Below are 13148 nucleotides of genomic sequence, written 5' to 3'. Positions count from 1 at the left end.
CGTTCCTTACAGCCCTGTCTGTTTCCTCCTTTGGGTCTATTACACCCACTACGAGCCTCTTTTTTATTTCTTAAACATCTTGGGATAAGGCTTTGGAGGTTAGCCGTACCACAGGTGAAATTCCCTCAATAAACCTAAACTGATATACATTTTAACTATAACTTTATATTTCATTGAAAAACTTTTTTATTGCTCATTTAAAAGTTCCTTCAATATTGCTTTAGATTCCTGCGGGAGTATTTTAATAAAGTGTTCCAGTCCGATGTTGTATACAAGGGCAATTATCATATTTTCCCGTTCTCTTAAATCTGCTAGTGCCTGTCCATCAAAAAGTTCCAATTTGTTTTCATAGGGAGTATGCTGAGCCCACTGCTCACAAGTGAGCCTCTGTGGTTCTTTAAAAGGTATTAGTTCTTCCTTATCTTCTTCTGGTACAAAATACTCAAGTGCATTTTCTACCCATTTTATAAAGTCCCGCTCTTGTGGGATTTTACCGCCATTTTCTGCTATTTGCTGATTTACAGTATCCTCTGCTATTTTTCTAATATCTTCTTTGCCATCAAAAACCCTCAAAACAGTACTCTCGGGCAACTCAATAGTCTGTAATACTTGTTTTATACTAAAACCCATTTCTTTTAATTTCTTTACAATTTGCAGTGTACAAGACATTTCTCCTGTTAACTGACCTATTTTTCGTCCTTCTTCACGCATATCAATTCCCATATGCCTTTTTCCTCCCTAAAGTTCACAAGCCGCAATCTATAAAAATTCAGTATTAAATATAACTGCACTTATTTCATGGATAACCCCTTATTTATAGCAACCTGAATTATTTTGTGACAGCACTTTCCTAATGGATTATTCTTTTTACATTGGCTGTTTTTCATCGCCCCTGTAATTTCTATAATATCTTTAACGGTTTTTGCACCATGTTTTATTACGGCATTTATAACCTGTTCCTCTGTAACCTTGCTGCAGTAACAGGCGTATTTAGGATTGGCATCTTTTTTAAACCATATAGGCACTTTCACTTGCTGTTTATCAAACTTAACACCTGATTCTGGATTATAATAAACAATATCACATTCTTCATTTACGCATATATAATAATCCATATCTCCGACCAATTCTGCAAGGGCATCAACTACCAAATGCTTTACTGTAATATTTTTTACTTTAATTCCTGATGTTCTACACACAGGACATGTATCGTCATTTTCTATTTTATGAAATGTATCTTTTCCACCAGAGCAACAACAATTATTTATTTTTTCATTTGTCATTTCATCCTTACCTTCCTTTATTTTATCATTTTAATTATATACCCTCATTCTTGTATCAAGAAATATAAAATCTCAGAACTTTATTTTCTTTTCTTCTTTACCCTTTATAAAAGGACTTTTCTATTTTTTAATTTTTTCACTATTATGAATTGAACTGTTCAACACAACTTTATTATCTATTTAACACAACTTTTTTATTTTTAACACAACTTTTTTATTCGTGACACGAGTTTTTTTGGGTTATACAGAAAAGCCTTCTTTTTATGTGTACACAGGTTCATTTACATTTTTAAATATCAAAAGCAAAGATACAATTGCTAACAAGTCAAATAAAGACGTCATAGTAATCATTGGAAGAGTTCCTTCTATTCCAGCCAGGTTCATTGAAATTCCCTTTGATAAAAGCGCAGCCATTATCAAAACATTAGTGACCGTCGCAATTGGTGCTAACATGTAACCAAACGGTTTTTTCTTTATCAAAAGCAACCCTGATAAAAAAATCCCGGGCAGAAAGAATGCCAGGTCAAATGCTTGAACTGTGAGTGTAGTGCCATGCTCAACTTCCAAAGGTACAGAACCGTCAATGAGTGTTGGTATGACTCTCGCAAGCCACAAGTATCCTATCATTGCCGTAGAGAACATTAGGTAGCCTCCTGCAAACCTAACTGGCAATTTACTACTGAAATAAGAACTCATTTTTTCAATATCAAATGCCAGCAAAGTCAAAACAAATGCAAAAAAACTTGCTGACATAAGCACTACATATACCAAAAACAGCCTGTTATACATTGCAATAAATGTATATATCATATATGTAATTAAAAAATATCCTAATGTTCCACCCAGAAGCAGCCTTCCTTTTATTAAACCTTTTCTTGCCAGAAAGAGCGAGATTATAAGAATCGGGATGCCTAAACCCAATGTCACAATATCCTGCGGTATGGCCTGCAGGGCTGCTAATACAGAATTGTTGCCATATATTCCTTTACCGTAAATAGTTATTGTTTGACCGTGTATTGATGTAAAATTATATTCTCCAGGACCTTGTTTTGAAAAAATTCCACATGTTGTTGCAATCAATGACAGAGCAGCAATACATAATACCAGTAAACTTATAGACTTTCTAAATTTCATATTCCAAATACCCCCTATAAATTTGCTTAATAACTATTGTATCACACTTTAATAATATACAATGCAATATTTGTAAAATAAATGAATGCCTAAGATTCTCTTCTTAGCCCTGGACTTCTACTTTTTATTGATTCAATAATCGGATTTATTGATTTTTTATTTGTCCAGTCAGCAGGATGTTTATAGCATGCAAGCATTCCTTTTTCATCGTCAGTAAGTTCATCAGGTTTCTTATGCTCAATTTTTTTCTTTAGAAAATACATTAAAACTCTGTCAATTGGATTTAACTTCTTATAATTGAAGCCACCCCGCAAGTGGAAGAAATGGACTTTCTCCTTCATTTCTTCAGTAAAATTATTGTTTATAATATCATTTATTGCTTCAGGATGTGCGGGAGACGCACCTACAGAGAATACTATCACTTTTTTATCTTTCATTCTGTCGAAGTTCTTTTTTATGAGTGAGATACCCAAAATACCAGCAGCATACAGTGAACCGCCATAAACAATTGTATCATATTTGAGTATGTCATTTAGTGTAATTTTAGACCTTTCAAATAAATCCGCCTTGACTTCATCTGCAATCCACTGTGCATAGCGTTGTGCGCTGCCATATTTTGATTTATAAATAACAACTACTTTATTAATGTTATCTGACATATTATTTTTCCCCCTCTTTTTTCACCTTATCTCCTCCATACAAAGTCCGATAAAATATATATGCTTTTACTTTATCATCTTCAACATATCATTGACTTCATCTATGCTAAATTCTTCAGGGTCAAAAGAACCCCCCACCCATTCAAGCATGGATTCATGCTCTGGATGCTGCGGGTCTTGGATTGCTTCAAGGAAATCTTCATATCCCCACGGTCCCCCTACATCTTCAGGCGGGCAGTTTCTTTTACCACCGATACATATTGGATATTTAATGCCTTCTTCCGGGTCAAGCACCTTCTCAACAACAATGTCATGTCTCCAGTCATCACCAAAATCGTAAACATATCTGAATTTATCCTTTGGTGCAAAGTTCATGCTGCTTAACTTTACCCTTTTTGCACTTTTAACTTCATATCTGTCGTAAAAGTCCCAGTCATCATCTTTTTCCCCAATAATCATTTCTCCCAGCCTAAACTCATAAAGGTGGGATTCAAACCATCCCATCGCATACTGGATTATCCTGTGGAGTTTATAAAACGTGATATCGTCTCTAACCAATACCCTCCTCCAGACAGGAGGCTTTACGTCTTTTAATGTTATTTTCAACTGAAGAATTTTCATACCCTCACGACTCCTTCTATCTTATCATTTCTCTATATTTTGCAATAGTAAAAATAATATCCTATTATCATTATACATTAATATTTATTTATCCAAATACCTTACTATAAATATCGGCTTCTATTTTTTAATATCCATGCTTTGAACCATAATAAATTAACCGTTATAACTTCAATTTTATTTTGATAAAATTTTGCTACTTATCAAACAAGCATTCTGCATTTGTAATTCTTAATCTTTAATTCTATTTTCATACCACTTTATAACCTTTCAATAGCATAACTTCATTATTCTAGAACCAACTTTATTATTACAGAACCGACTTTATTGTCACAGAATCAACTTTATTATCACAGAGTCAACTTTATTATTTTATATACTCACCCTTATTCCTTATCCCTAAAAATCCTTACCCCTAACTATGTATATTTAAAATAATCTCCACTCCACCCCCCACACCCTCAAACCCTTATGCCTTCTCGCCTTAACCCTATTTCCCTAATCTCTTCCATATAATAAAGTCCGCTCTATTTTCTCATATTTTTATCCCATTTATTATCATATTTTCCTTAATTCTTGTAATGATTTTTAAAATAAAGTTGGTTCCGAATAGGGATGTTTTGAAAGGGAAATAGGGATAAGTTTCATGGGTTAAATTTTAAGGCATGCACATTTTTCAATCCATTTCTCAATCGCTGTATCAATATTTAAATCAATATAATAATCAATACTTCTCTCAATCCCTTTAAAATCAATAGTTTGAAGGTTGTAATCAATATAACATTCTAATCAAAATTCTAATCTCCTTAACCCTTACACCTTATCCCTCACCGCCTACCAAAAAGCAAACCCCGCAGCAAATCAGGAGTTATCCTGCATTTACTACGGGATTTTGGAACGAACTTTATTTTTATGGAGCGAAGTTTATTATCATGGAGTGGAGTTTATTTTAGTTATATAATATTGATTTATTTATTTCTCACTTAATTACTGATTTGTGCCTTTTTTGTAAAAACAATTTGCGTAACAATTCCAATTACAATAGACAAAAGAATAACGCCAATCCAAATCTCAAATCCAGGATGATGCTGAAGTTTATATACTTTTTCCGCCTTCATACCTTCAACAATCTTACTTTCATTATATTTCTTTATCAACGCCCCAAGATAGTTACCGACAAAAATGCCAGTGGCAATTCCTATGGTCATAAATGCTGAAACAAGTTGTTTATTTAAGAAAAGAAGCAATAGAGCAACTGCACATAAAATTAAATAGAACTTCCAGTTATGTGTTGCCCACTTGAACAAATATTCTGTATTTAAAACTGTAAATGCTAACAAGGCAATCACCGCTAAAACAACGACCTCAATAATCACAAAATTGTATTTATTTTGTTTCATAGTTCCACCTCTCTACCCTCTGAACTTCTTACTCTACAAATTTCTATATATAGTAAATTGTATATAAATAAAAACTCATGTCATCCTCCTTCCCTCCTCAACCCCCTATCCCTTCTCTCCTTAACCCTATTCTCCTAATCCCTTCCTGATAATAAAATCCGCTCTAAAATTCCATAATTTTATCCCATTTATTAATACTTTTTCCTTAATTCTCGTAACAATTTTTTAAAATAAAGTCGGCTCTTTTTAGAGGTAAGTTGAAAGGGCAAAGGTATAGTGAAAACTCCTTTCTTGTTGGTGTTTGTTTACACTATATATTCGACATGCAAAGGAGTTTTACTTTTGGTATTAAAAGTAATTTTATTACAAACACTTCAATAATCCAGGGGCAAAACACCTAAATCCCATATCTCAAACCATTGATTCTACTGGAGTTCAAGATTTGAAATTCCCTCAATTAGGACTCATTTCTTGCTTAGATTGATCATCTATCTCACAAAACTCCCTATGTGTATTTACAAGTCCATATGACAAAAAGATATGTATTACCAAAATTTACTTTAATTTCTTTTAAAAATATTTGCACACCTGACATACTCAAATCATAATTTAGTCTATCTCCAATCAATGACCACACATAAATATTCTAAAGGATTATGGTAAAGTCCTGCATAGGCGTCTGGTGCCTTTTCAGGTTTTATGACATGACTTATAATTTTGTCTACAGGAAGTTTATGATTCCGTATCAGTTTAAATATGGTATCATAATTCCACTCAACGCTGAATGCATTTCCTCTATCTACTCTAACCGGAAACTGCCACATATGGGCTCCACGTACTGTAATATTTTTTATATGTATATCCCAAAATATATCATTTGCATCTGTTTCAAAGGGCACACGGGGTGAACCTAAAAGGATGACTTGTCCACATACAGCGGTAGACTGAATACAGTTTTTAATAACTCCAGTATGCCCAACAGCATCTACTGCAACATCTGCACCTTTCCCCTTGGTCATTTGCATGATAATATCAACCTGTTTTTTGGATTCTACATCTACAACTGTGTCCACTCCGGCTTTTTCTGCCGCAATACATCTTTCTTTCACAGGGTCTACTCCTATTACATTCGCTCCTTTCATCTTATACATAAGTGCTGCAAGAATTCCCACTGTTCCCAAACCAAAAACGACAACCGAATCTCCCAACCGAATTTTGGTGATATTTGGTGCTGTTATTGCAATTTGTGCCATACAAGCCACTGCTGCATGAACCGCATCTATCTCCTCAGGTACTGGGAAAAGATAACACCACTGATGTTCTTCCCCATGCAAAAAGCGCTGAACAGATGCATGCTTTCCAGCATAAAATACCCTGTCACCTACATTAAAATTTTTGATACCGCTACCTTTTTTTACAATTCTCCCTATACAGCCATAGCCAGGTCTAAATGGAAATGTTACTTCCTTTTCCAATGCATATAGACGTGCCAATTCCGTACCCGCACTAATAATAGATGTTTCTGTTTCGAGTATAACTTCCATAGGTGCAAGATTATTACAGTCAATGTTTTCACTTTTAAACTGAACAACCCCTTTTTTAGTGAATTCAATATAATTCGATTGCATTAAATCGTCCCTCCATCTATAAAATATTTATAGCTTAATTCATGATCAGTATGATACTGAATTAAATACCTTTGAACATAACCTTAGGAAAGGCTTCATTGAAAGCCTTTCCTAAACTTATTAATAGCATCGAATAGCATTATTCAGTTAAAGTTATACAGTCAATATCAAGACTTGCAGGTCCAGCATTCGCCTGAAGCTTAATAGTGTTTGAATCTGAATTTAAGTTTACTGTCTCTGTCACCGTTGTAAAATCACTTGCTTGCGTGAATGAAACTTCTTTTACAAAATTACTATTTACATAAAACTTCCTTACAGTAGAATCATAAGTATATAAGTACCTTATGTCCATATTTTTGCTTCCACCAGTGCCTCCGTCTACAGTGAAGGTTATTGAAGATGAACTATCATCCCACAAGGCTACTGTCTTCCCCCCGGAAGCATCTGCTTTATCATAGATTGTATACGAACCTGTAAGTGCTCCCTCTTCTGCCTCATAGGTATAAGTTGTTGAACTACCTGAAGAAGAATATATTTCAAGCTTATCTGCCGTTATAACATACCCTGTTGAGCTTGAATTCTTCCTTCCTGTATAAGATGCCCTGATCGTATGCGTTCCTTCTGATAGTGTATCACTACTCCACACAAGTGTTTGTTCTTGCCGGCTTGAATTGTAAAAGTCTACATCAACCGGTGTTCCACCGTCAATAGAGATTTCTGCTATCCCGTGGTGTGCATCATTCGTGCCATAAACATCTACCTTTGTACTGTTAAATGTGTACTCGTAGTATGCACCTGAAGTATAAGTATAATGCTCATCTCCATTATAGAAGTCCGGGTCTGATGCAGTTTCCCATGTTCCTGTATATGAAAAATCCGTATCATTAACCACGGTTACATCATCTGAAGGAGTTGGAGTTGGGGTAGGGGTTGGCGTTGATGAACTTCCTGAAGGATATACAAGGTCATAATGATTGTCTCTTATATACCTTGTTGCAGGTCCTAAATCATCAAGATCACCATTACTGTCAACACCGTTTGAGGTCCAAGCCATTACGTCCTGCCACCCATTACTTAACGCCGAGCTATAATCGTCCGTTATTGTATGCCCTATTGAGCCAACTGCAGGGCATTCTCCTATAATTGCAGGTTTACTTGTTTCCAACCCATAGTCTGCTGGACTCATATAGGAAGGAATCCCAAAATAAGGTTCCTGCCAATCATAGTAATAAGGTGCGTAAAAATCAACGTAAACATCTGGATCATTAACAATTGCTTGTAATGCACTGTCGCCCCATCAATTCCCCTGAGCATCGGTACAGGTTTCACTGTTCCACTTGATACATGCAGCGCCTTGAGTAACAAGTATGTCAGAATTCTCATGTACTGCTTTTGCAACCTTAGCAACATATTCTTGAAGGTCTTTCTTCGGTAAAGCACCACGATCTTCCTGTTCGTGTACCCATTCTATTTCATTGCAAGGCTCGATAGCAAATAGGTACGGATTGTTTTTATACCTATTCACAAAAGGTATTACATAGTTATTTACCATGGAATCGATATTTGAACTGGAGGTATACATGTTTCTCCATGCTTGGTAGTTAGGGTTATCTGTTATAGTGTTGTCAAACGATATCAATGTAGCCAGTATATATACCCCTCTATTGGCCGCGATCTGAAATAAATCATCAAGATCTTCCCAATGGGCCTGTGTGGCTCCTGTAACATTACCGCTACTTTCTATAGTAATTCCACCATCACCGTTGCAATTAATCCACACTCTTGTTGCATTGATTCCGTTCTCTGCAAGTCTCTGAAACTCTTGGTCCCACTGATTATAGTCAAAATTGCCACCAAAATCATTCCATGCAAGCCAAGGTGTGTTCGCTGCATTAATCCATATGCGTTCTCCGCCTGCATAAATTCCGTACCTGACACTGTAATTCTGTCACCAAAAGCTGCTTTGGCGGACTGCATAGGCTGTATTTGAAAACAAATTAGCCCTAGCAAAACAATACTCATCACTATACAAAAAGTCTTTTTAAAATTTCTCACTATAACCTTAGCCTCCTTAATGACTACTGTATAAAACCCTTCACTATACAATAGTTTTGAGAATTTATATCAATAAGGTAATTGCACTACTATGTACTATATAGGTCTATTGTACCTTCCCCCCGGCTTGACCCCTTTATCTTGGACATAAACTCTTAAATTCTAGCTTATTCACAGTATTACAATATAAGTCGGTTTGCCATTGACATGGAGCTACTGTGGCTATGGTTCCTCGCCCTGGGGCCAGCCCAATAATTAAGGGCTTGCCAGCTCCTAAGGCTACCATATCCACCTCTCCAAGTAAATGGTCCGCTCCGCCAAACCTTAGATGAGTAGTAATGGTCAAGCCTTGATTTCCAGCGCTTTCACGGTATTGGAAATGACTCCTTCATAATATTCTGTAGGAGAAAGACCATAAATGCTTCCATGGATTCTTCGATTGTTGTAGAACTCTACAAAATGGGCCACTGCCTCATAAGCCTCACAATAGTTCCTGAATTCATACCAGGACAGACATTCATCCTCCAGGATGGAATGATAAGATTCAATGTGAGCATTGTAGTTTGGTGATTTAATGGGGATTCTTTCATGCTCAATGCTTAGTTCATCACATGTATCTTAAAAGAGATAACTGATAAATAAAGGCCCATTATCAGAGCGAATAACCGGCTTATTCTCCCTGGTATACAGGTCTCTTCGCATTAGGGCTCTTTTCAATGTTACAACAGCATCCTGGGCACTGCAGTTGAGCCCCATATAGTAGTCAATGATATTTTTATCAAATACATCGATGTAGGAGAGTAGAAAGAAGAATCTATCCTCCCCAGTGATGTACCCGTATTTAACATCTACTTCCCATAGTTGATTAGGGCCTGTCACTGTGCGGTTCCTGGCAATCTTCTTAGGACGCTTAGGCTTTATCTTTCATTGAGGACGGAGAATATTGAGTTCCATACGCAGACGGTAAACCTTCTTCTTGTTAATGACCAGGTGAAGCTTCTTTCAAAGGGCTATGGTGAGTTTCCAATATCCATAAGCAGCCCCTTCATTCTCAATGAACTGCACAAGCCATTTTTTAATCCTGTCATCACTAATCCTGTTACCGTCTTTTTTATAGGAGTACCCAGGGATAGGCCGTCCACCATTGTAATTAGGCTCTTTATTCTTGTTGTTGATGTGATAGTAATACGTAGAGCTGGGAATGTCTAAAATGGATAATACCAGATTTACAGGATGACCCTTTTTGATGTACTTACAGGCTATTTCAATCTTTTCAGAGCGTGTGGGTTCGTTTTTTTTAACAGGTCACGAAGGATCTGATTCTCAAGCTCCTTTTCACCCAGTAGTTTTTTGAATTGTTCATTCTCTACAGCTGCTTGTTTGGCTTCTAGACTTCCGTGAAGCTGCTCTATGGATCCGCCCAATCCTATTGGACTGTTATTCTTGGCCTCACGAACCCATCGGGATACCATATTAGAATTTAACTCATACCGCCTGGCAACAACAGAATTGTTACCAGTCTCAAGAGCTTCTTTTATCACTTGTGCTTTGAATTCTGCGGTGTATTTTTTCCTTTGCATTGGAATGCCCCCTTGCTTATGTTCATTGTATCAAATACGCTTAGTAAATTTCAATCCAATTAAGGGGCTTAAGAGCCCTTTATAAAGCGTAACCACCTCTTTTTTCGTCATGAATTTATTGTACAGTTACTAAATTTTTATAGCTAATTTTAATGCTTTCCAAAGGTGATATATCAAATGCTTCCTGCTCAACTACAAACCATTTAAGCGTATACTCTTTAGATACTTTTATAATTTCTGGGATATCAACGATTCCTGTTCCAACTTCTGTACCTTTTTTACTTTCCTTATCTTTCATATCTTTAAAATGAATATAAGGAATTCTAGATGCATACTTCTTGTAGAGCTCTAAAGAATCAATATTGGCATATTCAACCCAAAACGTATCAAATTCAAAATTAACATATTCAGGATCTGTATTTTCAATTAATAGATCTATTGCGTATTTTCCATCAAATAAATAAAACTCATTCCCATGAATATGGAACAAAAAATTGAATCCGTTTACCTTGCACTCCTTCCCCAGTCTATTAAACCTCTTTGCAGTTTGCAGTGTCACTTCTTTGCTTGAAATATACTTATCAGGGATAAAGGGACATATAATTGTTTGTATTTCAAGTAAATTGCAATACTTTAGATGATGCTCAAAATTATTTTCCAGCTCATCTATAATAACATGCACGCCTGCCGGCAAAAGATTTAATTCATTGATTTTTTGCTTTATCCTTTCTACAGGAGTCTTATAAAAACCTGCAAACTCAACTCCTTCATATCCCACTTGTGCTACTTTTTCAAGAGTCCCAAGATAATCTTTTTGTATTTCCTCTTTAATTGTATATAGTTGCAATCCTACTCTAGGCATTATATACCCTCCAATTCAATTTTTACTATTAGTATGATAAAATTGTTTTCCGTTATAAATTCAAGCATCCGACTTTCATTTCAATAGAGTAGTCTTACCTTTCTTTATTTGGCACCTTTATTGTACCATGCAACGACCTTCCATCTTTCCTTCCCATGGAGAGGTTTACCTACAATGTCAAGTTTTCCATTGTTGTTCAAATCTACAAGAAATCCATCATGTATACCTGTTCCTTCATCAACTATATGCTTAATGAAATTACCTTTCCCGTCATTTTCATATATGAATATACAAGGTTTCCTTCCTTTATAATCTCTGTTTTCATCAGCTACACCAATTTCACCTACAAAAATATCTACCTTACTATTTCCACAAATGTCTCCTGCTTTTAAAGAGTGCGGATCTAACAAGTTTTCATCGATCAGATGTTCTTGCCACATACCTGTAATTTCATTACTCGGTTTGAACCAAGCCAATTTTCCCCCTTGAGGCTTATTGTATATACACGCATCTCCCTCTGAAAGAATAATTTCATTTTTTCCATCTCCATCAACATCAGCAATAAATACCTTTGTGGAAATATAGTCTTTAGCATACTTATGTCTGTACCACTTTCCACCCCCATATTTAAACCAGTGAGTTCCACACACGATTTCATTCTTTCCGTCTCCATCTATATCACCAATAGCCAAGCCCTCCTCCGGCTGAAGACCTTCTTTGTTCCATTGCCAAGGTTCTATCGATTCTGCGATTTTAGAAGCTATTTTCTCTATACCTGGCCATGGACTCATTGTGGGATCTTCAGGAATAGGTATTCTATAAAGGTGTGTACCTCCATTTTGTTGATTTGTAAACACGATTGACATGGCACCATCATTTGTGACATCTGCAAATACAATATCATGAAACTGATTGTTTCCGGTTTTGGCAATCAATCGCTTTTTCCATTTTCCCTTTTCGTTTGCTGGATTTTCCCACCAAAATATTTCATCCCTTCTTACATCGGAGCCCACAACAACATCAGGGTACCCGTTTCCTGTAATATCATAAACAGTTCCTCCACATTCAATCCCCACTAAATCTTTATCAATCAAGTGAATATCCCATTCTTCATTTTCGCCTCTATTTTCAAGCCAGACCATTTTACCATTTCTTCCACCTATAACAACATCAACCAGTCCATCATTGTTGATATCACCTACCGCCGAAAATGTATTCATATCCATTTCGCTTGTAAGAGTCACATTAACAATTTCAGCAATAATTTTTTTCTTAAAATTCACTTTGCTCATTTGAACATTCCCCTTCCTACCATAAAGCTCATTTCGTCTTTATCACTATCATCCGATATATTTAAATACGTTCTTTTTAACCAACCCGTCCACCATATTTTTTTATGATTTCTTTCCACTGCTGTACTTTATCTTCACTGACAGTCTCTAATTCAGTAAAGCTATAGCTTTTTCCTATCTGTTCCCACTTATGCTTGCCAATATCATGATAGGGCATGAGCTCTGCATTTTTGATACACGGATAAGTTTTACATATTTTAGCAATTTCTTGAAAATGATATTCTGTATCATTAACTCCTGGTATTATAGGACACCTCAAAATCATATTCGCCCCTAAGGAATGAAGTAAGGTTATGTTGGCTAACACTAAAGTATTATCACAGCCTATATACTCTCTATGCAAATCACAGTCAGTAAGTTTATAATCAACTAAGAATGTATCTACTAAAGGAACTAGCTTTTTAAGTCTATCCTGTGCGACTATGGCATTCGTTTCTATGCATGTATTTATATTTTGTTCTTTTAGTGCTTTTAAAAGTTTTTCTACAAACTCAAATTGAAGGGTACACTCACCTCCTGATAAAGTAACTCCTCCACCCGACTCCTCATAAAACTTTTTATCTTTTTCTACCTC

At 35.8% G+C, this 13148-nt stretch carries 17 protein-coding genes; 1 reads left to right on the top strand and 16 read right to left on the bottom strand.

Features of this window, described 5'->3' with window-relative positions:
• Window positions 1-186 precede the first annotated feature (186 nt).
• From CIB29_RS00155 to CIB29_RS00095, 12 genes are all read right to left on the bottom strand, one after another.
• Window positions 187-723: a hypothetical protein gene (locus CIB29_RS00155; RefSeq protein WP_094545562.1), complete on the bottom strand. Its 537-nt coding sequence runs from the start codon at window positions 721-723 to the stop codon at window positions 187-189.
• Between the two features lie 68 nt (window positions 724-791).
• On the bottom strand, window positions 792-1283 hold the full coding sequence (locus tag CIB29_RS00150; RefSeq protein ID WP_094545559.1) for a Csac_0668 family 2Fe-2S cluster-binding (seleno)protein: 492 nt from the start codon (window positions 1281-1283) through the stop codon (window positions 792-794).
• 261 nt (window positions 1284-1544) lie between these two features.
• The gene (locus tag CIB29_RS00145) at window positions 1545-2363 is read right to left on the bottom strand and encodes a hypothetical protein (protein ID WP_198543673.1); all 819 of its coding nucleotides are present in this window, start codon (window positions 2361-2363) and stop codon (window positions 1545-1547) included.
• Between the two features lie 143 nt (window positions 2364-2506).
• Window positions 2507-3076, bottom strand: a complete 570-nt coding sequence (locus CIB29_RS00140) for a flavodoxin domain-containing protein (protein ID WP_094545553.1) — start codon at window positions 3074-3076, stop codon at window positions 2507-2509.
• Window positions 3077-3142: 66 nt separating this feature from the next.
• Entirely contained in the window at window positions 3143-3697 is a 555-nt protein-coding gene (locus CIB29_RS00135) for a plasmid pRiA4b ORF-3 family protein (protein ID WP_094545551.1), read from the bottom strand.
• Between the two features lie 983 nt (window positions 3698-4680).
• Window positions 4681-5097 (bottom strand): hypothetical protein, encoded by a 417-nt coding sequence (locus CIB29_RS00130; RefSeq protein WP_094545548.1) that lies wholly within the window; start codon window positions 5095-5097, stop codon window positions 4681-4683.
• Between the two features lie 614 nt (window positions 5098-5711).
• Window positions 5712-6725, bottom strand: coding sequence for a zinc-dependent alcohol dehydrogenase (locus tag CIB29_RS00125; protein WP_094545546.1), 1014 nt, complete (start codon window positions 6723-6725; stop codon window positions 5712-5714).
• A gap of 139 nt (window positions 6726-6864) precedes the next feature.
• Window positions 6865-7779 carry a CBM35 domain-containing protein gene (locus tag CIB29_RS00120; RefSeq protein WP_157910156.1) on the bottom strand — a complete coding sequence of 305 codons (915 nt, stop codon included), beginning with the start codon at window positions 7777-7779 and terminating at the stop codon, window positions 6865-6867.
• A gap of 243 nt (window positions 7780-8022) precedes the next feature.
• Complete coding sequence (locus CIB29_RS18330) at window positions 8023-8505, bottom strand: hypothetical protein (protein WP_341444345.1); 483 nt, start codon at window positions 8503-8505, stop codon at window positions 8023-8025.
• Window positions 8466-8780: a hypothetical protein gene (locus CIB29_RS19105; RefSeq protein ID WP_094545540.1), complete on the bottom strand. Its 315-nt coding sequence runs from the start codon at window positions 8778-8780 to the stop codon at window positions 8466-8468. Before CIB29_RS19105 ends, CIB29_RS18330 begins: the two co-directional genes overlap by 40 nt.
• A 342-nt stretch (window positions 8781-9122) precedes the next feature.
• On the bottom strand, window positions 9123-9377 hold the full coding sequence (locus tag CIB29_RS00100) for an integrase core domain-containing protein (protein WP_094545536.1): 255 nt from the start codon (window positions 9375-9377) through the stop codon (window positions 9123-9125).
• 21 nt (window positions 9378-9398) lie between these two features.
• Window positions 9399-9659 (bottom strand): DDE-type integrase/transposase/recombinase, encoded by a 261-nt coding sequence (locus tag CIB29_RS00095; RefSeq protein ID WP_157910155.1) that lies wholly within the window; start codon window positions 9657-9659, stop codon window positions 9399-9401.
• Window positions 9660-9707: 48 nt separating this feature from the next.
• Here CIB29_RS00095 and CIB29_RS18445 point away from each other — a divergent pair, with 48 nt between their 5' ends.
• Window positions 9708-9989: a hypothetical protein gene (locus CIB29_RS18445; RefSeq protein ID WP_157910154.1), complete on the top strand. Its 282-nt coding sequence runs from the start codon at window positions 9708-9710 to the stop codon at window positions 9987-9989.
• Window positions 9990-10039: 50 nt separating this feature from the next.
• Here the strand turns inward: CIB29_RS18445 and CIB29_RS19100 are convergent, their stop codons facing one another.
• The 4 genes from CIB29_RS19100 to CIB29_RS00075 all read right to left on the bottom strand — a co-directional run.
• Entirely contained in the window at window positions 10040-10360 is a 321-nt protein-coding gene (locus CIB29_RS19100) for a transposase (RefSeq protein WP_094545532.1), read from the bottom strand.
• 115 nt (window positions 10361-10475) lie between these two features.
• Window positions 10476-11222, bottom strand: coding sequence for a sugar phosphate isomerase/epimerase family protein (locus CIB29_RS00085; RefSeq protein WP_094545530.1), 747 nt, complete (start codon window positions 11220-11222; stop codon window positions 10476-10478).
• A 104-nt stretch (window positions 11223-11326) separates the two neighbouring features.
• Window positions 11327-12514, bottom strand: a complete 1188-nt coding sequence (locus CIB29_RS00080; protein WP_094545528.1) for an FG-GAP repeat domain-containing protein — start codon at window positions 12512-12514, stop codon at window positions 11327-11329.
• 76 nt (window positions 12515-12590) lie between these two features.
• The coding region (locus tag CIB29_RS00075) for a glycyl-radical enzyme activating protein (RefSeq protein ID WP_117434589.1) at window positions 12591-13148 on the bottom strand (558 nt) is incomplete at its 5' end.

This window comes from Petroclostridium xylanilyticum (genome assembly GCF_002252565.1).
Lineage (GTDB): Bacteria > Bacillota > Clostridia > SK-Y3 > SK-Y3 > Petroclostridium > Petroclostridium xylanilyticum.
Note: the sequence above shows the minus strand (reverse complement) of the source record. Positions and strands in the feature narration are given on the sequence as shown.

What these genes read in the sequence shown, in the direction of transcription:
- CIB29_RS00155 (WP_094545562.1), bottom strand. Translation starts at nt 723, where the DNA reads ATGGGAATTGATATGCGTGAAGAAGGACGAAAAATAGGTCAGTTAACA.
- CIB29_RS00150 (WP_094545559.1), bottom strand. Translation starts at nt 1,283, where the DNA reads ATGACAAATGAAAAAATAAATAATTGTTGTTGCTCTGGTGGAAAAGAT.
- CIB29_RS00140 (WP_094545553.1), bottom strand. Translation starts at nt 3,076, where the DNA reads ATGTCAGATAACATTAATAAAGTAGTTGTTATTTATAAATCAAAATAT.
- CIB29_RS00135 (WP_094545551.1), bottom strand. Translation starts at nt 3,697, where the DNA reads ATGAAAATTCTTCAGTTGAAAATAACATTAAAAGACGTAAAGCCTCCT.
- CIB29_RS00130 (WP_094545548.1), bottom strand. Translation starts at nt 5,097, where the DNA reads ATGAAACAAAATAAATACAATTTTGTGATTATTGAGGTCGTTGTTTTA.
- CIB29_RS00125 (WP_094545546.1), bottom strand. Translation starts at nt 6,725, where the DNA reads ATGCAATCGAATTATATTGAATTCACTAAAAAAGGGGTTGTTCAGTTT.
- CIB29_RS00120 (WP_157910156.1), bottom strand. Translation starts at nt 7,779, where the DNA reads ATGGCTTGGACCTCAAACGGTGTTGACAGTAATGGTGATCTTGATGAT.
- CIB29_RS19100 (WP_094545532.1), bottom strand. Translation starts at nt 10,360, where the DNA reads ATGCAAAGGAAAAAATACACCGCAGAATTCAAAGCACAAGTGATAAAA.
- CIB29_RS00085 (WP_094545530.1), bottom strand. Translation starts at nt 11,222, where the DNA reads ATGCCTAGAGTAGGATTGCAACTATATACAATTAAAGAGGAAATACAA.
- CIB29_RS00080 (WP_094545528.1), bottom strand. Translation starts at nt 12,514, where the DNA reads ATGAGCAAAGTGAATTTTAAGAAAAAAATTATTGCTGAAATTGTTAAT.